Origin of the sequence: uncultured Ruminococcus sp., from assembly GCF_934476685.1 — a bacterium.
Taxonomy (GTDB): Bacteria; Bacillota; Clostridia; order Oscillospirales; family Ruminococcaceae; genus Hominimerdicola.
The window spans coordinates 133188-156834 of the sequence record NZ_CAKSNX010000003.1; the positions used below are offsets into that span (position 1 = coordinate 133188).

A 23647-nucleotide genomic window follows, 5' to 3' on the forward strand; every position below is an offset into this window, starting at 1 on the left:
CACCTTTCTGCATTATTTAATTGCCAATAACCAAAATAAAAATTTTAATTATTTTATAGCACTATTTGGCAGACGGCAAAATTCCCGCCGTCTACCAAATCAGTATCGAATATTACCCCGCTCAGGGATAACATTTTATCCCCTCTTATCCCTCTGGGTTAGGGAGCTTCTTAAGCACGATCATGCTGAGGCTCATGCTGCCCTCAACTTCTGTTGTGCTGTCTTCCTTGAACTTGAATGAGCACTCGTCGATAACAAGTGTCTTTTCAGGGTTGGACTTAAGCTTTGTGCAGAAGTTCTTAACGTCGTCGAGTGTACCTGTAAAGCTGAATGAAATTGTGTAAGCACCGATAGACTGACCGTTTCCTGCATTTGCATTAACAGCAGCTGATGTTGTGCCATCGGCAGCTTCATCAGTATTTTCAGTTGTGCCGTTTACATAGTCATCAACCTTAGTATCCATCTCAGTTGTTGCGCTCTGTACATCAAAAGCGTAAGCCTTGAGAACCATTGTTGAGTATGAAGAAATTGTCATATCCTCATTCACGATATTATCAGTTTTAAGAAGATCGTCAACTACCTGAGTAGCTTCCTGTGTCTGCTGATATGAATAGAAGTTGTTTGAAAGCTGAGTAACCTCGCTGTATGCTGTGTCGATCCTTGTGTCGAGATCCTTGTCAGCATCGATCTGCGCCTGCAGGTCGCTGAGCGTAGCCTTCTGTGTATCAAGCTTAGCAGAAGCGTCGCTTACATCTGAAATAGCAGGCTTGATGAACAGCATGATACCTGCTGCCCATACGAGAATTACAATAACGACTGTCAAAAGTATTTTATCACGATAATTAAGCTTCATATTTATTCACCCTCTTCCAAAAGTATAAGCTGCAGTGAGCTGATGATAACAGGATCGTCAGACTCACCTGTTCCGGAATAACCGCTGAATACAGTTGCGCCTACGAAATCAATATTTCCGAGTTCGTCTACGAGTGTCTTTACAGCGTCCTGATCCTTGACTTCGATCTTGCTGAGAGTGATAGCGCCGTCCGTTGCATCAAATGTCATTGACTGATAATCTGCGCTGTTGTTCTTTATGATCTCATCGATCTTATCGCACTTTGTCTTGTCGATAGTAGGAAGTGTATCAAGATTTGCCTGACAGTTTTCAACGTATGTCTTGTACTGCTCAATGATCTCAAGTCTGTTATGACGAACCTTGTTCTCGTCGATAACTACCTGACACTTGTCGATATCGGCATTTACTGCGTCTATATCATCATTTATTGAGCTTACTCTCAGACGGAGGAATCCTGTTATCGCACCGATAACAACTGCGGAAGCAGCTGCAAGGATACCTGCTGTCATAAGCATTGAGCTTACGCCTGAATTTCCGCCCTTACCTGTTGACTGGTCAACTTCGAGGAGGTTGATCCTTTCTGTCTGCTTGTTTCTCTTATAGAGAGCACCGATAGCGTTAGCGAATACAGTGAACTCGAAGTTCTCAAAACCTGTGATCTGTGACGGAACGCCGAGAACGGAAGCCTTGATATCAAGTCCGTCAAGAGCGTCAACGATCTTGATGTAGTCCTCGATGAAACCGTAAAGAATTACGTTTTCAAGACCTGTGCCGCCTCTTGCCTTGTTGAACTGCTCCATTCTGAAAATGTTCTCGTTCAGAGCTTCAAGAACGTAGTCCTCTGAGTCATACTCATCAGGTGAGATAGGTACATATCTTGCGAATGCCATCTGTCCGTTCTCGAAAAGTGTAAGTCCGAGGAAGTTGTTGTCCAGCTGGCATACCAGCAGAGGCATCTTCTCGATATTTGACTTATCAGCAAGAACTATTCTTGCGATAGAGTTACAGCCGATGTTTACAGATCTGAGGTTGATGCTCATTACTGCGAACAGCTTTCTGAAACCGTCAACTACTGTACTTGGGCAGGCAGTAGCAAGTACCTTAACTGCTCCCGGATTTTCTTCTCCTGCTTCTCCTACAACAGTATATGAAATCGAGTACTCATCGGTAATACCCATTTCCTGACTCATATGGTTCTGAACCATTGTCAGGAATTCGTTTCCCTTTGCCTTTGGAACTATAAGCTCCTTGAAAACGATGTTGCTTGATGAAAAGGTTACGATAGCTTCCTTATCCATCATCTGCTCTGACTTAAGTGTAGTCAGCAGCAGATCTGAAAGTCCTGAAAGATTTACTACCTCGCCGTTAACGATCATGTCCTCAGGGACAGGAACAACGAGTGAACTTTCAATTCGTATCTTGTTGGCGGAGTTGTCGCCTTTTACGATATTAATTTGTCTATCAGAAAAGTCAAATGATAGCATTTATTCCTTCACCTCTTAAATAATTTTTTGTGTTTTCTGCCGTAATGAAAAGTAACTGAAGCATAAAAGCGTCAGATATTTTACGAATTTTCCAGCTCTCCGATACCACCGTAAAGCAGTGGGAAGATACCTGCCAGACAAAGACCGATACAAAGACCCATAAATACGATGAGCAGAGGCTCCATAAGACCGACCAGTCTTGTTACAGCTGCGTCTGCTTCTTCCTCGTAGTAGTCAGCAGTCTTAACAAGGATATCGTCAAGAGCGCCAGACTCTTCACCAACGTAGATGATCGAGCAGAACATTCCCTCGAATATCTCTGTCTTTGAAAGAGCTGTTGAAACAGGAGAACCCTGCTTAACTTCGTCTACTACCTGAAGGAACATCTTGTCAACATAGGAGTTGCCAAGTATTCTTGAAGAACGCTCAAGGCATTCTACCATCGGGATACCGCTGGAGTAAAGTGATGAAAGAGTTCTTGAGAAACGGCCTTCATAGATCTTTACCATAAGCGGACCGACCGCAGGCATTTTTATCTTTATGTAATCAAATTTCAGTCTTACGGATTCTACCTTCAGAGCATAGATCCATGCAATTACCAGTACAACAACTACTATAAGAATAATGTACCATTTTGACTTGAAGAAGTCACTGAATGCGAACAGAGCCTTTGAAAGAGCAGGCATCTTATCTTCTGACATCATTCCGGAGAAGATAGGCATGATAAAGGTAAACATACCGATTACCATTGCGATACAAAGAACGCCGAGGATAATAGGATAAGTCATCGCACTCTTTACCTTATTATTAAGCTTGTTGGAGTTAGCATAGAACTCCTGAAGTCGCTGCATAGTAAGATCCAGAGTACCTGAAGTTTCACCTGCGTCTACCATTGATATGAGAAAGTCAGGGAAACAGCCTCTTCTTGCATCGAGCGCCTCCGTAAAGCTCTGACCTTTCTGAACGTCTTCATAAACGCCTCTCCAGACTTCCTTTGCGCCCTTATCTTCCTCTTCCTTGTAAAGAATATCGAGTGCCTTTACAATGGTAAGACCGGACGTCATCATAGCTGCAAGCTGACGGCAGCAATATGCAAGCTCTTTGGTTTTGAACTTATGTGCGCTCTTTTTGCCGGAACCCAAGTTCTCGGCATAGCTCACGCAGAACAAACCCTGTTCGTGAATCTTGTCCAGTACCTCCTGTGCACTCTCAGCCTCGTAAGTACCCTTTATGGTCTTGCCCGAGGTATCCTTCGCAACGTAGGTATAAGTTTTCATATTTTTAGATACACCTCCACTTATTAAATGCTTTGCGACTCTGTCTCAGTGATAAATTTCTGCGGCAGATGCAGATTCCGAAAGCAAATCACAAAACATATTTTAATCATTATAACATTTTTTAATAATTTTCGCAAGAGTAAAAACCACTTTTTTTACATTTTTATTCACAAAATAATCATTATCATTTTATATACATTATACAAATGCAATATCAGTTATAATTTATTAACAATTAGATAACATTACAGTTGTTTTTGAAAACAAACTGTGTATTGGAGTTAAAAGATCAATCATTTTCAGGATTTTCAGCATTTTCCGCACTATCTGCGTCGTCATCGTCCTGTTCAGCCGCACGTTCATACTTCACACGCAGGCTTGGGTGCTTTTTCATATATCTCACAAAAGCTGCGGTATAGGACGAAAAAGCGCAGGCTATCATTATTAATGTGCTTATGAGTATCCCTATCAGGAAGTTATCCTTTTCCTCAGTCATAAAGCAGGTGCAGGGATAATAAAAGATCATATAGAACACATCTGCTCTTCCCTCTGCGGTAAAGGAATCTCTGAAAATAGCAGGTATGAAATAGATCACCAGCATGACCATAAGCACTATGAGAATGTTCACAACGCTCCAGTCCTCATAAGCCGAATGTCTTTTTCCGTCGTCATAGAACACCCATATAAAGAACAGGCAAACCACTATAAGCGCCACCGCCGACTGGACGGTATCGTTTATCATAAACTCTTTTAATCCTATCATAGACGACGGCAGGAATGATGTTACCGCAGGGAAAAGTATCTCGCCCATAAAAGCGCCGAAAAGCACCAGCATTATGAGCAGACCTATCCTGCCGAGGGTATAAAGCAAAGTACGAAGCAGATCCATAAAATCCTCCTAAAATCAGTTATCGGATAAATTCTTTTCAAAAAGCATATTCACAAGCTCTTTAAGGCAGGCATTCTCACGCTTTTCAAGCTTCCTGTCCGCCGCAAGGATATCCCTCGCCGCAGCTCCCGCCGATCTGAGAACGTCTGTATTTCTTGACATATCGGCTATTTTCAGCTTAGGCAGGCCATGCTGTCTGCTGCCGAAAAAATCTCCCGGACCTCTCAGCTTGAGATCCTCCTCCGATATCCTGAATCCGTCGGACGATGAAGAGAGTATTTTGAGCCTCTGTTTGACCTCGTCGGTGGGATTGTCTGTAATAAGAACGCAGTCGGACTTGAACTGTCCTCTGCCGACACGTCCTCTGAGCTGGTGAAGCTGTGAAAGACCAAATCTGTCGGCATTTTCTATGACCATGATAGTTGCGTTCGGAACGTCTATCCCGACCTCTATTACAGTTGTTGACACCAGCAGATCTATCTTATGCTCCTTAAACTCCTCCATAACCTTTTCTTTTGCCGCAGGCAGCATCTTTCCGTGAAGAAGTCCTACGCTGTAATCCTTGAATACCCCCTCGGACAGTTTCTTTGCGTAGCTTTTTACGTCACGCAGGTCGCTGTCGCTCTCATCTATCATAGGGCAGACTATATACCCCTGTCTGCCTTCGTCAAGATGCTGTTTAATAAAATTATATGTGCGCTCACGCAGTTTCCCTGTGACCGCATATGTGCTGACAGGCTGTCTGCCCTTAGGCAGTTCTTTCAGCACCGAAATATCAAGATCGCCGTATATCATAAGCGCCAAAGTTCTCGGTATCGGCGTAGCGGACATTACAAGCTTATGTGGATCTTCTCCCTTTTCAGCAAGCAGCGCCCTTTGTTCAACGCCAAATCTGTGCTGTTCGTCCGTAATGACAAGACCAAGTTTATTGAAAACAGTTGACTTCTGCACCAGAGCGTGTGTTCCCACGACAACGGAATATTCACCGCTCTCTATCCCCTCTTTGACCAGCTTTTTCTGCTTTGCGGTCATTGAACCTGTCAGCAGGGCGGTTTTTACGCCGAGGGGCGAAAGGAACTCTGTCATAGTTTCATAATGCTGCGAGGCAAGTATTTCTGTCGGAGCCATAAGCGCAGTTTGACAGCCGTTTTTAAAAGCAAAGTATGCCGCACCTGCTGCGACCGCAGTTTTGCCCGAACCGACATCGCCCTGAACCAGCCTGTTCATAGGACTTTCGCCGCACATATCCTTTATGCAGTCATTTACTGCGCCAAGCTGACCGTTAGTAAGGGTAAAAGGCAGACTGCCGTAAAAATCATCAATAGATACATCTTTCATTCTGCAGCCGCTTGACAGCCTGCTGCGCTCTTTCATCATAAGCATACCAAGCTGAAGCGTAAGCAGTTCGTCAAAGATAAGTCTTTCCGACGCTATCTCGCAGGCGTGCATATCCTGCGGAAAATGGATATTCTTTAAAGCATATTCAAGGGAACACAGCTTATACTTCTGCATTACCCATTTCGGAAGGGGTTCGTAAATAAATCTATCGAAAGCTTTCAAAGCCTCGTGCATACTCTGCCTCAGCAGCAGCTGGCTTACGCCCTCTGTCAGATGATAGACAGGCTGAACGAGGTCGCACATATCCGCAGGAAATATCTGCGGCGAATTTATCTCACGGCGTAGCATATTCCCCGTGACCTTTCCCACAAGAAAATACTCGCAGTCAAGTTGGAGCTTATCGAAAGCATATCCCGAATTGTATATTATAATGGTAATATCGGCGCTGTCGTCGGTGAACACCGCCTTGTACACCGTAAGGTCACGTCTTATCCTTGCGGCAGGTATCTTTTTAACTACCCTGCCACGCAGTATACAGTTTTCGCCCAAAGGAGCCTGACTTATCTGCACGGGGCAGGTGAAATCAAGATAGTATCTCGGAAAATGATAAAGCAGGTCATACACGGTAGTTATGCCGAGCTTTTCATAAAGTCCGCTTCTTTTTTCGCCCATGCCTTTAAGATACTTAACAGGCTTTTCCAGATCTTTAAGCAGACATATCCACTCCCTTGCAGTTTGATTTATTGCGTTGCTCTCACAATCTTATATAATAATAACATATAATGCTGATATTTTCAAGTACAAATTGTATGAATAACACTAAAAAGCGGTCGGAATTTCTCCCGACCGCTCTGAAAGCATATATTTTAATGTTTTAAATTTTTAGCCGTATGCCTTATTACTTCTCTGAATACTCAACAGCCGCTCTGATAAAGTCCTTGAAAAGGAGCTGAGCGTGGTTTGGTCTTGACTTGAACTCAGGGTGGAACTGAACGCCGACGAACCATGGGTGAACGTCCTTAGGAAGCTCAACTATCTCAACAAGCTTTTCATCAGGTGAAAGACCTGCAAGAACAAGTCCTTTCTCGACCAGCAGCTTTCTGAATTCGTTGTTGAATTCCCAGCGGTGACGATGTCTTTCGTAGATAAGGTCTGCGTTGTAGATATCCTTGCAGCGTGAACCCTCTGTCAGCTTGCATGGGTAAAGTCCAAGACGCATTGTGCCGCCCTTTTCCGTAACGTCCTTCTGTGAATCCATAATGTCGATAACAGGGTAAGGAGTTTCGCCGAACTCTGATGAATTTGCGCCCTCTAATCCTGCAACGTTTCTTGAAAATTCAACTACTGACATCTGCATTCCAAGACAGATACCGAACATAGGTATCTTATTCTCTCTGGCATATCTGATAGACTCGATCATACCCTCGATGCCTCTGTCGCCGAAACCGCCCGGAACGATTATTCCATCGCAGCCTGCAAGTGCCTCGCCAACATTCTCTCTTGTGATATTCTCAGACTGTATCCACTTGATATCTACCTCTGCGCTGTTTTCAAAGCCGCCGTGACGAAGTGCCTCGGCAACTGAAAGATAAGCGTCCTCAAGTTCAACGTACTTTCCGACAAGACCGATAGTTACCTTCTTGTCGCAGCTCTTTACACGCTTTATCATTTCCTTCCAGCCTGTAAGGTCAGGAGTTCTCTTTTCAAGCTTGAGGTGGTCGCATACCACGTCAGCAAGTCCCTCTTTTTCCAGCCAGAGCGGAACTTCGTAAAGTGAAGGTGCAGTAAGGTTCTGTATAACGTCCTCTTTTCTGACATTGCAGAAAAGACCTATCTTTGCTCTTGCTTCCTCAGGGATCTCCATTTCTGAACGGAGAACGAGTATATTCGGCTGGATACCGATAGAAAGCAGTTCCTTTACGGAATGCTGTGTTGGCTTTGTCTTAAGCTCCTTAGAACCTGAAATATAAGGCAGCAGGCACACATGGATAAATACCGCATTCTCTCTTCCAAGCTCGATAGAAGCCTGTCTGATAGCCTCAAGGAACGGAGTTGACTCGATATCGCCCACTGTACCGCCGATCTCTGTGATAACGATATCTGTATTGCTGCTCTTGCCGACTCTGTAAAGTCTGTCTTTGATCTCGTTTGTTATATGAGGAACTACCTGTACTGTGCCGCCCAGATAATCTCCCCTTCTTTCCTTATTAAGAACTGTCCAGTAGATCTTACCTGTTGTGACATTTGAGTTCACGGAAAGGTTCTCATCTATAAATCTTTCATAGTGACCGAGGTCGAGGTCAGTTTCCGCACCGTCGTCAGTAACGAACACTTCGCCGTGCTGATATGGGGACATAGTACCCGGATCCACATTTATATAAGGGTCAAACTTCTGAATGGTAACGCTGTATCCTCTCGCTTTTAAAAGACGTCCAAGCGAGGCTGCAGTAATACCCTTACCAAGACCTGAAACAACTCCACCTGTGACAAAGACATACTTAGTAGGCATAACAAAAATCCTCCATAACAAAATTTAAGAGAAAGATCCGAAACACTGCCGAAAATTTCTCTGTTTTTCATAAAAAACTCTTAATATTAATAATAGCAAATTTTTTATAAAAACGCAAGTGCTTTATATTAATTTCCGTAAACTTTTTGAAAATTGTCAAATTAACAGACAATTTGAGCAATAATCTGTAAACACCGCACAAAGCCTGCCGCAGAAGCGGTCTGTGCTGAATGTTATTATAAGACATTTTGTCACGCTATGTGTGAATATTGTGAAAAATCGGGGGAAAATTATTTGAAATTCTAAAATTTTATGTAAAATGCAAGTGAAATTCGTTATATTTGTGCGTTGTTTTTAAATGTAAAATAGTTTATAATTATATTTATATAATGAGTTTTTTGTTGTAGATAAACTATATGCAACGAATTGCGGAGAAACTGCAAAATCCGTTGAAATGAGGATAAATTTATGAATGATACTGAACTTCACGGACAAAAGAAAGACAAGAAAAACGGCTCAGGCAAAATAGATCAGAAAAATATAAAAAATCCAAAAAAGAAAAAGGGCTGGAGCAAAAAGAAAAAAACGCTGGTCACTCTCGGATTTATATTTATCTTTATCGTTATCGTTCTTGCGGTCATTGTGGGAATGTTCTTCCATTACACGGGACTTCTTGACAGAAGCGGTGACGACAAGGTGAACACGGGTCCTGCGCCTATCGACAGCAGTTTGTATGTTGACGAGGCGGATACCTTTGACCAGAAGCAGAAAGAAGAAGAACTCAAAGCTGAACTGAAAAAGAACTCTTCAAAGATATCCGATGAGAACGTAATGAATATCCTGCTTATCGGTGAGGATATCCGTGACACAGAGGGCAACGACAGAGGAAACACCGATGTTATGATGATAATCTCTCTCAACAGCGAGCAGAGAACAATAACGATGACCTCGCTTATGCGTGATATGTACGTTTATATGTCGCAGTATGACAGCAGCGGAAAGCTCAATGCGGCTTACTGGCACGGCGGAGCGTCTTATCTTGAAGAAGTTATCGAGGACTATTTCGGTATCGAGATAGACAGATACGTTAAAGTCAATTTCAGACAGTTCATTGATATAGTCGAGGCGGTAGGCGGACTTGACCTTACGGTAGCGTGCAACGAGGCGAACGCAATGGACGCACCGCTTTCTGAACAGAACAAGTATCTCGGCAACAAAAAGGGTACGGACTATATCGACAAATCCCTTTACACAAAGGGTACGGACGATGAGAAGATAGATATGCACCTCAACGGAAATCAGTCCCTTGCATATGCGAGAATACGCTATAACTGCGGCGACGATTACGGCAGAACACAGCGTCAGCGTATCGTAATAAAAGAGATAATCGAAAAGTCCAAAAAGCTGAGCCTTGTGGAGCTTGACAAGCTTATAAACAAAGTATTCCCTGAGGTACAGACAGATATAACCAACGGCGAGATAGCGTCGCTTCTGCTAAACGCTTTTGATTATATGGATTACGATGTTCAGGAACTGAGAATACCTGCCGACGGCTATTTCACCGATGAAGTAATATGGAACATGGAAGTGCTTTCGACAAACTTCCAGGCAAATTCCGCTTTTATCAAATATATAATATACGGCGACTGCTCGAACATTGAAGAGGCATCAAAGCTGTACGAAGAAGAGATAGCAAACGGAACGTTCTATCAGAACAACGATGTGAACAACACATATGGATACGGTTATTAGACCGCTGAAAAGACAACAAAGACCTGAGAAAATCACTTCTCAGGTCTTTTTATTTTTATAAAGTCATTTAGTCAGCCACATTATTCGGTTAGTTCATAAAAAGTATAGTACAACCTCTATCAAGGTCAAATACAAAAGTTTTTGTATAGGCAAAAAAATATTTTATATAGAAAAGTTTTAGAAATGACGTTGACCGAGGTTGCATTACTCAGCATATCCGCTGGCAGAGTACTTCTCATACACGAATGACCGCAGGTATTCTTAAAATAGCGGCAAGTTTTAGCAAAGTTGGTATAAGCGTTTAAAGCCAAGATAATGACAAAGTCAGTATAAGAAGTTGGTATAAGCTGGCAACCGCAGGTAATTTGGAAAATGGCAGTAGGTATAGGAAAGCTAGTATTGGTATAATCGGGCGACCGCAGGTCGCCCCTACGGAAACATTGAGAAAGTCATATAAAACCTAATCAAATTTTCCTAAGTAAAAGCCATATCTCAGTTTCTTCCGAGAGCAAATGAGAAGTTCGGACAGCAGACAGCGAGTTTACGAGTGTCCCGAATTACCCCGTCTGGGAAGACCGGTGAGGATGCCGTAGGTGCCGGTGGCTAGATAGAATCTGCCATGTTCTCGTCCGTCGCCGCATACCGCTATTATGTCACCATAATTGTGCCGAGGATCATTTACCTTTGTGAAACTCTCGCCTAAATCGTCTGAACGGAAAAATCCGTATTCACCGCCGATAACTCCTGTGCAGTAAAGCGAAAGCATATCTTCCGTTCTGCCCTTGCCAAAGCCTGCGGTGAATGTGTACTCCCCCTCGAACAGCTTATTCTCCGAATGCGCCTTTTCTTTGTCAAAACTGCATACATATAATCCACTGCCGTCCGCTATCCAGAATGTGTACGGCTTGCCTGTCTGCCTTGCTACCTGAAAACGGTTGAACTTTATTTGCCTGTGCGGAAGTCCTGTGCCGTATTCTCTGAATACCTCTCCCTTGTCAAAGCTTACAAACAGCCTCAGTTCGTCCGTTATGCCGTATACGCAGTCAGCGTCATAAAGGTCTGAATATACCCTTACGGCCATTTCCCGGGAAATAGTTTCCCCATTGCTGTCCTTGAATACTGACCTGTGCCAGTGTATGCCCTCATCGTCTGTGTATACTGTCATGTGTGAGGAAAATTTCCTTGTCATTGCCCATATTATCCGCCTGCCGTCTGCAGTTACAGCCGCCCAGCCAGAGTCAACATTCGGTCTGCGGATATCCTCGACAGCCTTGTCTATCTCCTCGCTTATGCCTGTAGGGTCGGGAAGCCTTTTCCAGTTTTTGCAGTCGGAGGACACGATAATTCCGCCGAACGTCTTTCCTGTCCAGTTCCCTCTCGGCGTTGCAACAACATATTCGGGGTCTTTCAGCGTGTAGTCTGCGTTCAGACAGGTTATGTACCTGTTCCCATTTTCGTCCGCAAAACTGTTCTCGCACGGCTTTTCTATGTCCTCAAAGGCAAAGCCGCCAAGGTCGCCCACTATGTCTATGACCCTTATCTTGCCGCTTGGAGGAGAGTAAACGTTAAGATGTACGGTTTCCTCTATGCCTCTGCACAAAGGCTCTGCGTATGCGTCCTCCCCACGGAGATCTCTCAGCATAAATATACCTGTGCCTGTGTTGAAAAGCGCAAGGTCTTTGTCAAAAGGCGATATTTTTAAATCGCTTAGCCAGTGCAGACACGAACCGCCGCCGTTATATTCGGGTCTCATATAGGATACGCTCCAGTTTATCCTGCCCTTGCGTGTCCCGTAAAGTATCCTGTCCCAGCTTTTGCCGTTGTCATAGCTGCGGTAAATTATGTCGCCCTGATGTCTGCATATCGTGCTTGCAAGTATCATTCCCTCAGAACAGCATATTCCGCTGAAACCGCCTGCCGCTCTCCTGCCCTGCTCTGCGTCCTCATCGTATGGGGTTATATCCGCAGAAAATACAGGTATGCCATTTTCTATCCTGTATCTGTACACCGCTCCGTCGCAGGCTCTTCCGCCGTCGCAGGCATACGAACCAAAGCCGCCGTATGCGACCTTCTCAGGAAAATTGAACGTTACATACAAAAACTCGCCGTTATAAGCCATTCGCTGAGGTACAAAACCCTGATAGGTAGCTTCCTCATGTCTTTCGTACTGCGGAATATCCAGCGGAATGAAATTTTTGCAGCCGTCTGTGGAATAATAAAGCGTATGTCCCCTTACTTCGCCGTCGGGAGAATTATCCTCCCCCGAACAGCCTGCGATAACAAGGCTCTCATCATCGCTTATCCACAGGCAGGAAATGTTCTTTTCGCCGTTTACGGTAAAAATATCCCAGCTTTCTCCCATATCCTCAGATACAAGTATACCTGCGGTCATTGAGCCGAAATATATCCTGCCGTTTCGTATATGCAGCCTTTCGCCTGTGCCTCTGCCGGGGTGATTTCCATGAACTGAGCATGGCACTTTGCGGCGGATAAAGCTGCTGCCGCAGTCATATGATATGCACAGATATGATACCTCTCTGTTTCCGCATACGCTGAAAAGGCTGTCGGGATCGTCCTTGTCTACCGCAATGGCAAGCGGATAGGTTTCCGCATTGTCTATGGCAGTTATATGTGCGCCGAGAAACTCCCACACCGAATTTTTAAGATCATATCTGTAAAGTCCGCCTATGTCCGTGCGGATATAAAGTCGCTCTGCGTTGGGGTGAAAAAGTATCCCCGTTACAAATCCACCGCCGTATATGGGTAAATTTTTGTACTCATAATCTTCATATCTCAAACTTCTTGTTTTCATATATATCCTCGCATAAAAGCCGTATATTTACCCCATTTGTCCCCGAAATTTTTACCACTCTATCTCAGATACGTCAACAGGATCTTCGTTTATCTGAACAGAATGTACCCTGCTGTTTTTTACTGTGATTATCCTGTCCGCCATAGGGGCGATAGCCGAGTTGTGGGTTATGACTATAACTGTCATACCGTTCTTGCGGCAGGTGTCCTGCAAAAGCTTTAGGATATTTTTTCCCGTATTATAGTCCAGCGCACCTGTCGGCTCGTCGCAAAGCAGCAGCTTAGGATTTTTCGCCAACGCTCTGGCTATGGAAACTCTCTGCTGTTCGCCGCCCGAAAGCTGCGAGGGGAAGTTGTTCATTCTGTCGCCCAGTCCAACATTTTTCAGAACAGTTTCGCTGTCCTCTGCGTTCGGGCATATCTGTGTGGCAAGCTCCACATTCTCCTTTGCGGTAAGGTTGTTCACAAGGTTGTAAAACTGAAAAACAAAGCCGATATCATACCGTCTGTACGAAATAAGCTCCTTTTTGGAAAGCTTTGCGATATTCCTGCCGTCAACGATAATATCTCCCTCGTCGCAGGTATCCATTCCGCCCAGCATATTGAGAATAGTTGTCTTTCCCGCACCGCTCGCTCCCACGATAACGGCAAATTCGCCCTTGCCTATCTCGAAATCCACTCCGTCCGACGCAGTTATAGTGACCTCGCCCATTTTATATCGTTTATATACGTTACTGAATTTAACAAAAGCTTCATCAGCCATAAAATATCCTCCGTTCTGAGCCACATTCATATTGGTGTAATTATACACTATTTTCCCGCCGAATTCAATAGCATTTTCAAAATTTAAAGCTTTTTTCGGCATATTATTTTTCTTTTTTCCTTTTTTAACGGCAATTTAAAATTTTCATATAAAAACGTAAGGACAGCGAAATCTACGCTGTCCTTACGTCCAATCACCTATTCATAATTCAATATAATGTAACATTTACCGATACCCTGCAGTCATTTTTTGATTATATACCCCATTCTCCCCCGCAGGCATATCAGTTTGCCGATCGTCAGCGTAATGAACTTTATTTCTTTGTTCAACTGACAAGTCTTATTATAACGCATTAGAAATGATTTGTCAATAGTTTTTTTATATTTTTCTAAATTAAATTTATTTTCGATTATTTAACCATAATCTACATTGTTACCGTTTTGATATTTTTCTCAGCATTTCGCATAAAAAAATTACAAATCAGCGCAAAAAATCTCAATTTGGTATTGTACTTTTTTTATTTGTATGTTATAATACTATTATATGTGAAGGATTTTATATAGCTTTCATAAAAATCTATGTTAGTTTAAATTAGTTATATAAATTATCTTTATTTAAATCTTATTGCAAAGGAGGATACAGGTCTTGCAGGACGCTGTATTAAGCGCACTAAACTCAGTATGGGGCGTGTTCAAAACTATCGGTCTTAACGATATAGTCGATATTCTGATACTCTATTTTCTCATATACAACGGCATAAAGCTCATCAGAGAAACAAGAGCACAGCAGCTCACAAAAGGCATACTCGTTCTGGTCGCCTGCTATCTGCTTGCGGTAGTGTTCAATCTTCAGACCATAAGATATCTCCTTAAACTGTGCTTTCAATGGGGCTTTCTTGCTCTTATCATACTGTTCCAGCCTGAACTCAGGCGTATGCTCGAAAAGGTCGGACGTGCAAAGATCGCTGAGATCAGCTTCTTCGGCTCTTCCGATACCGTGTCGGAGGAGGATAAGTGGAACACCGCTATCGACGCTGTATGCGATGCGGCGCAGAACCTTTCTTCCACAAAAACAGGCGCACTCATCATCTTCGAGCGCAAGACAAAGCTTGGCGAACAGATCGCTACGGGAACTGTTCTCAACTGTACACCGTCGGTGGCAGTTTTCGGAAACATCTTCTACCCGAACACACCGCTCCACGACGGCGCAGTTATCATGAGGGACGGCATGATACTTGCGGCAGGCTGCTTTCTGCCAAGACCGCAGAAGGACGAACTTATCAACAAGCAGCTCGGTTCAAGACACAGAGCCGCTATCGGCATGAGCGAGAACTCTGACGCTGTGGTAGTCGTTGTGTCGGAGGAAACAGGCGCTATATCAGTTGCCGAAAACGGCGAGCTTACAAGAGGTTACACCAAAGAATCTCTCAAAAAGCTGCTTCTTGAAAAAATTATCCCCGATAAGGACACTAATTCCATTAAGGAAAATTCTTTTGCAGGAAGGGTGATCTCAAAATGGAAGAAGTAAAGAACAATACTCTGCAGAAGAAACCCGACAAGGCTAAAAAGCATAAATGGAAAAGCGCAACAGGCACAGTCACAGACCTCAGTCTGAGGATACTTGCACTCATAATCGCAATAATCGTGTGGTTCGTGCTTTCCATTACACAATACCCGACCATAAACAAAACCATTACCAGCGTACCTGTTGACTTCAATCTTGCAGGCACAAAGGCTGAGGAAAAAGGTCTTGACGCTATAAATTACAGCGATATAACCGTTGATGTTGAGATCAAGGGCATGAACTACGAGATAGGCAACTACACCGCCAACGATCTCTCCGCTACCGTGAACCTTGATTCGGTAACGAAAGAGGGAACATACAAGCTTGACATCGAGGTCAAAAGCACCCATTCCACAGACCGCTGCACGATAGTTTCCGTTTCGCCTGAAACTATCGAAGTGGATTTTGACAGGATAACAACAAAGACGGTCGAACTTACGGCGGAAGCTCCGCTTATCACAGCTGAGGAGGGTTACACCCTTAAAGAAGCTGCCGTTACTCCGTCTGAAATAACAATCGAAGGTCCTAAGAACGAACTTGACAACGTCAGCCGTGCTACTGCAAGGATATCGAAGTCACGGAAGATCAAGGAAGAAATGTCCATGACTACCGACGATATCGTGTTCTATGACGCAGACGACAACAAGCTGGACAGCTCGAAATTCACCATAAAGGACGCTGACGAGTACACCATAAACTTTGTTGTGTACAAAAAGAAAACTGTAAATCTTCAGGTCGAGATATCGGGCGCACCGAAGGAATTTGACATAAGCTCGCTGCCTATGACGCTTTCGGAAAACAGCATATCCGTTATTTCCCCTGATCTGGACGGCAGTGATACTGAGGACGTTTATGTCGGAACTATACCGCTGTCAAACATAAATCTTGCTAAGAAATTCACCTTTGCCATACCTGTAAATTCGGGCGAGATAAACCTTACGGGGGCAGAGAATGTTGAAGTAAGCTTCGACGGCGAGGGTTACACATCAAAGACCTTTACCATTGATTCAAGCAGGATAAATATTACTGATACTCCTGCGAATATGTCGGTAGAGCTTGAAACCAAAAAGCTTACAAACGTAACGATATTTGGTCCGGAAAGCGTTATGGAACAGCTTACGGACGATGATATTTATGCGAGAGTCAGTCTGAGCGATATATATGAGGCAGGCTCTTATTCAAGGGCGGCAACGATCTATGTTCCCGACTACAACAACGTATGGTGCTACGGCACAAATGATGTGCAGATCGTTACTATCAGCAAGTAGGATCAGTAAAAATAATTAAACAGGCTTTTAAGGGAATATCTGAACGTCACGTCTGATATTCCCTTTTTGTCGGATATATATTCGGAGGTCAAAAATGGCTATAATCATCAATCAGATACCCTCTCCACTCAATTCGGACGAAGAAACTGTCTTTGCCGCCGCTCTGAAGTCGGCAGGGATAAAAAGTTCTGAGGTAAGAGAGATACAAATCCATAAAACTTCCCTTGACGCCAGAAAGAGAAACGACATTCACTTTGTCCACTCAGTTTTCGTAAGGCTTAACGACCCTGCGGCAGAGAAAAGGATATGCGGCAAAAACAGCAGGCTTTCTTATACTGAGGAGAGCCGCTTTGAACCGATAATATCAGACGTTCAGCGTTCCGGTCGGGTAGTTATAGCAGGCTTTGGCCCTGCGGGAATGTTCTGCGGTCTTGTACTGGCTGAGCAGGGATACAAGCCGCTTATAATCGAGCGTGGAGAATGTGTTGAAAAACGTACTGCGTCGGTAAATAATTTCTGGACAGGCGGAAAGCTCAACACCTCTTCAAACGTTCAGTTCGGCGAGGGCGGCGCAGGAACTTTCTCAGACGGAAAGCTGACCACACGCATAAAAGACCCACTCTGCCGATACGTTCTTGAACGCTTCACCGAGTTCGGCGCTCCTGCCGAGATAACCGCAAAGGCTAAGCCCCATATCGGAACAGACAATCTCAGAGGGATAGTCAAGGCTATCAGAGAAAGGATAATCCAGCTGGGCGGAGAGGTCAGATTTGAAGATACGGTTTCCGACTTCACCATACGGAACAATGCCGTGGAAAGCGTAAAACATTCCGACGGCGAAACTCAGACCGCCGCACTTGTCCTCGCTATCGGTCATTCTGCAAGGGATACCTTTGAAATGCTTGCGGCAAAGAATATTTTCCTTGAGCCTAAGCCTTTTTCCGTCGGCGCAAGGATTGAGCATAAGCAGGCTGATGTGGAGCAGAGCCTTTACGGTGTACACGCAGGAAATCCCCTGCTGCCGAAAGGCGAATATCAGCTTTCCAAAAGAGATCCCGACGGCAGAGCGGCTTACACATTCTGTATGTGTCCGGGCGGAACGGTCGTGCCTGCTGCGTCTGAGGGAAACACAGTTGTTACGAATGGCATGAGCGAGTTTGCCCGTGACGGAGAAAACGCAAACGCTGCGCTGGTTATATCCGTCACTCCCGAAGATTTCGGAACTCACCCTCTCGACGGAATGTATTTTGCAAGGGAAATAGAGAAGAGAGCCTTTGAACTTTCGGGCAGCGCAAAAGCCTGCGGCACAACTGTCAAGGGATTTCTCGAAGGTAAACCTTCACTCGACAGCAGCGTTGTGCCGACATATGCTCTGGGACTTGAAGCTGTGGATATGAACAAGCTTTTTCCTACTTTTGTTACGGATATGATGAAAACAGGTCTTAATGATTTCAGCCGAAAAATGAAATGCTTTGGCAATGGCGACGCTATCCTCAGCGCACCCGAAACAAGAACAAGCTCCCCTGTGCGCATAACGAGAAACAGCGACACACTGACTTCCCTTTCCTGTGAAAATCTTTACCCATGCGGCGAGGGCGCAGGCTATGCAGGTGGAATAATGAGTGCGGCTACCGACGGCATAAGGGTTGCGCTGAAAATAATGGAATCATTTGCTCCGCCGAAAAACTGAGCATAATATCACACAGACAGCATATTATTTAACAGGCATACGCTTTTGGTGTGCCTGTTATTTTTTGTATGGCAGGTCGATATATGGCTAAAATTATTTATGACCGCAGCAGTGCGGCGGATTATGCAAGGCGTTGGGCGCTGAGCAGAAATCCGAACTATTATGACTTTGAAAACATAGGCGGCGACTGCACGAATTTTGCCTCACAATGCATTTACGCAGGCTGCGGGATAATGAATTTTACTCCCGACACAGGTTGGTTTTACTCTTCTCTTCACAGCAGGTCGGCGGCTTGGACAGATGTTGAATATCTTTACAGATTTCTTGTTACAAATAATTCTGTCGGTCCGTACGGAATAGAAACCGACATTGCGCTTGCTGAAAAGGGCGATATTATCCAGCTGGGCGACAGGGAGCGTTTTTATCATTCACTTGTTGTGACAGACCGCAAGCGAGGTGTGCCGCTGGTCTGCGCACACTCATTTGACGAACTTGACCGACCTCTCCACAGATATTCAGCCTACCGAATGAGGGCGGTGCATATCATAGGCGCAAATGATACCTATAAATAACGCAAGAATGGCAGCCGCTTTAACACGACTGCCATTCTCTCAGCTTATAATAAAGTCTAATACTTCCTTACTTCCTGCATTATAAATTTATCAGCTTATTCTCAGCGCTTTGTATATATCTTCGCCGCTGTCCAGCTTTTTCATTATATAGCTGCGGCATTTATTGTAACTGTTGAAAAGACGTTTTGCTCTCTCCTCATCGGAATAAACTTTCCAATAGCCGCAAAGCAGATAGTTTTCTCCCCTGTTTGCGATAAAGCCGTTTATATCCTCAGTCGGATAACCGAGGAAAAGTCCTATCTCGTGTGGAAAATCCCCTGTTTCGGAAATCCTCTTTGTAAGTATCTCCAGCTTTTGTTCTGCGTCTGAATTTTTTCCGTAGCCGAAACGCTCGAACATTTCGCATACGGCTTCATCGGAAAGCTGTTTGAGCAGCTTTTTCTCGTTATAGACAAGCAGGAGCATTCTGCTGCGCACTCTGCAAAGTCTGCGTATTTTCAACCCTTTCGCAGCCGCAAGTCTGTTAAATCTGTCTATATTTGCCTCGATCTCATATTCGTTCATATTGACAGATATAAGATTTGCAGGCTTTACCCCAAGCATTGCAGGGGCGGTATGGTAAGCCAGCATTCTTTCAAATCTGGCGATCTCAGCATATGACATAACTTTTTCTCCTTTTTGATTAGTTTTAACTAACCCAATATTACGATATAAGCCGACTATATTTATTCGTCAGCCTATGGTTAGCACTTACTAACCGCTTATATAATACCACATAACCATTAGTTAGTCAATAGTCTTTCCTATATTTCTGCAAAATATACAAAAAAGCAGAGCCGTTAAGCTCCGCTTTAATACTTTAATATTATTCACCTTTTATTTTATCCCAGTATTTTTTTGCTGTCTGCTCGTTCTTATTCTCGCCGTAGTGATAGTAAACTCTTCCGACAAGCTGATCTGGCAAATACTGCTGTTTCACCCAATGGTCGGGATAATTATGGGGGTAAAGATAATGCTGTCCCTTGACTTTTGCACCCTCGCCGTCTGCGTGTTTATTTTGAAGATGACGTGGGAAGTCACCAATGTCGCCGTTTTTCACATCTGCAAGGGCAGCGTCTATGGCGCTTTCTGCACTGTTGGACTTAGGCGCAGTGGCAAGCAGTATGATCGCCTCGGCAAGAGGTATCCTCGCCTCAGGAAGTCCAAGCTGCAAAGCCGAATCAACGCAGGATTTCGTTATTGCCGCCGCCATTGGATAAGCCAGACCGATATCCTCGCTGGCTATAACAAGCAATCTTCTGCACAGAGAGATTATATCCCCCGCCTCGATAAGCCGTGCGGCATAGTGAAGCGCAGCGTTTTCGTCCGAACCTCTTATGGATTTTTGCAGGGCGGAAAGTATATCATAATGCTGATCTCCGTCACGATCATAGCGCATATTGCTACGCTGAGTGAGCAGCTTGACGTTATCAAGCCTTACAGTAAGGCTCTCGCCGTCGTTGTCCGCCGAAAGTATGCAAAGCTCCACAGTATTTATAGACTTTCTCACATCTCCGCCGCAGCCTCTTGCAATATGCTCAAGAACACCGTTCTCTAACCTCAGCTTTAAGCCTAACTCGTCCGTCATAAGCTGAAAGGCTCTTTTTATGGCAGGCAGTATCTCCTCCGAGGTCAGCGGTTTAAATTCAAAGACAGTGGAACGGCTTATAATAGCGTTGTAAACATAGAAATACGGGTTTTCCGTAGTAGATGAGATAAGCGTGATTTTACCATTTTCTATGTATTCGAGCAAAGACTGCTGCTGTTTTTTATTAAGATACTGTATCTCGTCAAGGTACAATAATATCCCGTTTATGCCGCTGAAAGTTTCCGTTTCCGCCACGATATCCTTTATATCAGATATAGAAGCACTTGTGCCGTTGAGCTTGTACATGGTCATATTTGCGTTCTCGGCGATCATTCTTGCAACGGTGGTCTTGCCTATACCCGACGGACCGTAGAAGATCATATTCGGTATTTTTCCGCTTTCGATTATCCTGCGGAGCGGTTTGTCCTTACCGAGCAGGTGGGTCTGCCCCACGATATCGTCAAGGACTTTTGGTCTAATTCTTTCAGCCAATGGCACACTCATTTTAAAATTCTCCTTATATGACCGCAGTTCTCCGATGTTCTCGGTCATATCAAAATTGCCTTAATCAAGAATATTCTGTATATCCTCCAGCTGGAGCTGATATGCTCTGCTGTTTATTTTTTTCAGCAGGTAGTTCTTTGCGATCAGCACAGCCTCCTGATATTTTGTATTCTCCATACCGATGCACACACGATAGATTATGAACTGATTGGAAGATATTTTCATAACAATATGATTTCTTCCCTCATAAGTTCCACGACAGATGGAATTTGATTTCACAAAATTCCACAGGTCTTTATAGGTCAGTTCAGTGACCTCGTCGATAATAAACTGCTGGATAAGTTCATTCATGATCAAATCCCCCTCATTTCTTATTAAAGCTATTATAGCATATTTTCCTGCATTTTTCAACACATACGCAAAAAATAAGCGGCTTTTACGCCGCTGTCGCACAATATTTCAGTTAAAAACCGTTGACGATAAAATCACCGAACTTATTTATCACGTCGCCACGATCGTTGCATTTTGCAATAAGTGATATGATCCTACCTGTCCCCACACAAAGCAGACCCATTAGTGATTTTGCATTGATGACATCTGCGTCCTTTTGTATTTTTAGATCATACCTGCAAGTTGACGCTGCTTTATGAAACTTCATTACGTCATCATAGCTTTCCAACTGAATATACGCTTTAACCATGACCGAGCCGCCTTTCTCTTATGTTTTTCTCCCCTTATATATATTATCATATTTTAGCAATCATTACAATGCACTTAATTTAAGTCAAACGTTTTCGTTTATAAACTTTGTAGATATACACAACTGTTCATGAATATTAACTTTAATTTTTTAACTTTATGTGTATGATTATTTTAGTATATGAAAATATATTATACAATGTTAACGTTTACAGTTGACTTTTGTTGGACAGGTTTTGCTATTTTTATCAAAAATTGTTTGTATAACAGTACTTGATCACATTCAACCCACGCATAAAATTAACTAAATTAGGCACAAAAAAAGCAGCAGATGTTACTCTGCTGCTTAATATTACGCTAATTATTGTTTTTAAAGTTTTGCTCTAAGTTCAGCTGTTTTACCACGAAGTTCAGCTAAAAATAAATTTACATCGTCCTTTGCAAAGCCGCCCCAGGCTGCACTCCTTATCTTTATATCCCCCGTTGTCGGCGGCACTCTGTACTGCTCGCCGTTTTCCTTTATGGATATTGCCTGCTCCAGCTGATAGATCTCATTCATAAGACTATCCACTGCGTGAAGCGTATCCATCTTGTTATATCCGCCGAAAAAGCAGGATTTCAAACTTTCTATCATTTTTACTCCCCCAGATGAACTGTCTTGTTTGCTCACATTAACAAAATACTCTATTTTTGATATGTTAATTATACCACATATTTGAGAGTTTGTCAACACAAAAGAATAAATTTGTTCATAATATTTCTTTACGTTAGAAATATGTGCTTTTTCTCAACAAAAAAGGACAGACCGTTCATACAGTCTGTCCTGAAGATCATATATAAGATTATTTGCCGAAGAGCTTCTTAAATCTCTCCATAGCCTCGATAGTTCTGTCCTTATCACCGAAAGCAGTCAGTCTGAACCAGCCTTCGCCGTTCTTTCCAAAGCCTTCGCCAGGTGTGCCGACTACGTTTGCATTTTCAAGGAGGTAATCAAAGAACTCCCATGAACCCATATCGTTCGGACACTTGAACCAGATATAAGGTGAATTCTTTCCGCCTGTATATTTGATGCCAAGCTCATCAAAAGTCTTAGAAATGACCTTTGCATTTTCCTGATAGTATCTGATGTTCTCCTTGATCTGCTTCTGACCCTCTTCTGTGAATACAGCTGCTGCTGCGCACTGTACAGGATAAGAAACACCGTTGAACTTGCTGCCTTCACGTCTGTTCCAAAGCTGTGCAACAGAAACTTCTGAGCCGTCTGATGCCTTTACCATAAGCTCGTGAGGAACTACTGTGTATCCGCATCTCATACCTGTAAAGCCTGCTGTCTTAGAGAGTGAACACATTTCGATAGCGCACTCCTTTGCGCCCTCAACAGCAAAGATACTTCTTGGAATATTATCCTCTGTAATGAAAGCCTCATAAGCTGAATCGTAAATGATAACAGCGTTGTTCTTCTTTGCATAGTCTATCCATACCTTAAGCTGTTCCTTAGTGTAAACAGAGCCGGTCGGATTGTTAGGTGAGCAAAGGTAGATAAGGTCGCACTTTACGTTCTCGTCAGGCATAGCGGCAAAGCCGTTCTCCTCATTTGAGTTAGCGTAGATGACCTTTCTTCCGCTCATAATATTTGTGTCTACATAAACAGGGTATGCAGGGTCTGTAACAAGCACAACGTTATCATCGCCGAAAATATCAACGATATTTCCGCAGTCTGACTTTGCGCCGTCATTTATCCTTATATCTGAAGCAGGAACGTCAACGCCAAAGCTCTTATAGTAGCCTGAAACTGCCTCTCTGAGGAAGTCATAGCCGGCGCCGCTGTCCTCATAACCCTTGAATGTTTCCTTTACGCCCATTTCGTCTGCGCCCTTTTTCATGGCGTCAACTACTACCTTGGCGATCGGGAGTGTAACATCTCCGATACCCATTGCGATAAGATCTGCGTCCGGGTGAGCCTCTTTAAAAGCATTTCTCTTCTTTGCGATATTTATAAAGAGATAATTCTTTTCAAGCTTGAGAAAATTTTCATTGATCTGTGGCAT

19 protein-coding genes are annotated in these 23647 nt (G+C 43.7%); 5 read left to right on the top strand and 14 right to left on the bottom strand.

Translation table 11 applies throughout. The features are described 5' to 3' along the window. Positions 1-145 precede the first annotated feature (145 nt). From Q0E19_RS05045 to Q0E19_RS05070, 6 genes are all read right to left on the bottom strand, one after another. Positions 146-853 (bottom strand): hypothetical protein, encoded by a 708-nt coding sequence (locus Q0E19_RS05045; protein ID WP_294407967.1) that lies wholly within the window; start codon positions 851-853, stop codon positions 146-148. A gap of 2 nt (positions 854-855) precedes the next feature. After that, the gene (gene pilM, locus Q0E19_RS05050; RefSeq protein WP_294407968.1) at positions 856-2337 is read right to left on the bottom strand and encodes a pilus assembly protein PilM; all 1482 of its coding nucleotides are present in this window, start codon (positions 2335-2337) and stop codon (positions 856-858) included. A gap of 80 nt (positions 2338-2417) precedes the next feature. Continuing rightward, positions 2418-3614: a type II secretion system F family protein gene (locus Q0E19_RS05055; protein WP_294407969.1), complete on the bottom strand. Its 1197-nt coding sequence runs from the start codon at positions 3612-3614 to the stop codon at positions 2418-2420. 289 nt (positions 3615-3903) lie between these two features. After that, positions 3904-4503 (bottom strand): hypothetical protein, encoded by a 600-nt coding sequence (locus Q0E19_RS05060; protein ID WP_294407970.1) that lies wholly within the window; start codon positions 4501-4503, stop codon positions 3904-3906. Between the two features lie 15 nt (positions 4504-4518). Next, positions 4519-6585, bottom strand: coding sequence for an ATP-dependent DNA helicase RecG (recG, locus tag Q0E19_RS05065; RefSeq protein ID WP_365904664.1), 2067 nt, complete (start codon positions 6583-6585; stop codon positions 4519-4521). 154 nt (positions 6586-6739) lie between these two features. Beyond that, positions 6740-8350: a CTP synthase gene (locus Q0E19_RS05070; RefSeq protein WP_294407971.1), complete on the bottom strand. Its 1611-nt coding sequence runs from the start codon at positions 8348-8350 to the stop codon at positions 6740-6742. 468 nt (positions 8351-8818) lie between these two features. Here Q0E19_RS05070 and Q0E19_RS05075 point away from each other — a divergent pair, with 468 nt between their 5' ends. Next, positions 8819-10102, top strand: a complete 1284-nt coding sequence (locus Q0E19_RS05075) for an LCP family protein (RefSeq protein ID WP_294407972.1) — start codon at positions 8819-8821, stop codon at positions 10100-10102. Between the two features lie 541 nt (positions 10103-10643). Here the strand turns inward: Q0E19_RS05075 and Q0E19_RS05080 are convergent. Together Q0E19_RS05080 and Q0E19_RS05085 are read right to left on the bottom strand one after the other, a co-directional pair. Further along, positions 10644-12914, bottom strand: coding sequence for an endoglucanase (locus Q0E19_RS05080; protein WP_294407973.1), 2271 nt, complete (start codon positions 12912-12914; stop codon positions 10644-10646). Between the two features lie 51 nt (positions 12915-12965). Continuing rightward, a complete protein-coding gene (locus Q0E19_RS05085) occupies positions 12966-13676 on the bottom strand; it encodes an ABC transporter ATP-binding protein (RefSeq protein ID WP_294407974.1) in 711 nt (236 codons plus the stop codon). Positions 13677-14321: 645 nt separating this feature from the next. On the opposite strand from Q0E19_RS05085, the gene cdaA reads away from it, so the two are divergent. The 4 genes from cdaA to Q0E19_RS05105 all read left to right on the top strand — a co-directional run bounded on the left by cdaA (position 14322) and on the right by Q0E19_RS05105 (position 18769). Further along, positions 14322-15203, top strand: a complete 882-nt coding sequence (cdaA, locus tag Q0E19_RS05090; protein ID WP_294407975.1) for a diadenylate cyclase CdaA — start codon at positions 14322-14324, stop codon at positions 15201-15203. After that, entirely contained in the window at positions 15191-16507 is a 1317-nt protein-coding gene (locus tag Q0E19_RS05095) for a hypothetical protein (RefSeq protein WP_294407976.1), read from the top strand. The genes cdaA and Q0E19_RS05095 overlap by 13 nt, the downstream gene beginning before the upstream one ends. A 94-nt stretch (positions 16508-16601) precedes the next feature. Continuing rightward, complete coding sequence (locus tag Q0E19_RS05100) at positions 16602-18197, top strand: FAD-dependent protein (RefSeq protein ID WP_294407977.1); 1596 nt, start codon at positions 16602-16604, stop codon at positions 18195-18197. Between the two features lie 83 nt (positions 18198-18280). Beyond that, a complete protein-coding gene (locus Q0E19_RS05105) occupies positions 18281-18769 on the top strand; it encodes an amidase domain-containing protein (protein ID WP_294407978.1) in 489 nt (162 codons plus the stop codon). Between the two features lie 90 nt (positions 18770-18859). On the opposite strand, the gene Q0E19_RS05110 is transcribed toward Q0E19_RS05105, so the two are convergent. The 6 genes from Q0E19_RS05110 to Q0E19_RS05135 all read right to left on the bottom strand — a co-directional run bounded on the left by Q0E19_RS05110 (position 18860) and on the right by Q0E19_RS05135 (position 23647). After that, complete coding sequence (locus Q0E19_RS05110) at positions 18860-19432, bottom strand: DUF3793 family protein (RefSeq protein WP_294407979.1); 573 nt, start codon at positions 19430-19432, stop codon at positions 18860-18862. Between the two features lie 202 nt (positions 19433-19634). Further along, positions 19635-20900: a replication-associated recombination protein A gene (locus tag Q0E19_RS05115; RefSeq protein WP_294407980.1), complete on the bottom strand. Its 1266-nt coding sequence runs from the start codon at positions 20898-20900 to the stop codon at positions 19635-19637. Positions 20901-20960: 60 nt separating this feature from the next. Then, on the bottom strand, positions 20961-21251 hold the full coding sequence (locus Q0E19_RS05120; RefSeq protein WP_294407981.1) for a hypothetical protein: 291 nt from the start codon (positions 21249-21251) through the stop codon (positions 20961-20963). Positions 21252-21363: 112 nt separating this feature from the next. After that, positions 21364-21600, bottom strand: a complete 237-nt coding sequence (locus Q0E19_RS05125; protein ID WP_294407982.1) for an HPr family phosphocarrier protein — start codon at positions 21598-21600, stop codon at positions 21364-21366. A 369-nt stretch (positions 21601-21969) separates the two neighbouring features. Next, positions 21970-22233, bottom strand: coding sequence for a hypothetical protein (locus tag Q0E19_RS05130; RefSeq protein ID WP_294407983.1), 264 nt, complete (start codon positions 22231-22233; stop codon positions 21970-21972). Positions 22234-22441: 208 nt separating this feature from the next. Next, on the bottom strand, positions 22442-23647 hold the full coding sequence (locus Q0E19_RS05135; RefSeq protein ID WP_294407984.1) for an LL-diaminopimelate aminotransferase: 1206 nt from the start codon (positions 23645-23647) through the stop codon (positions 22442-22444).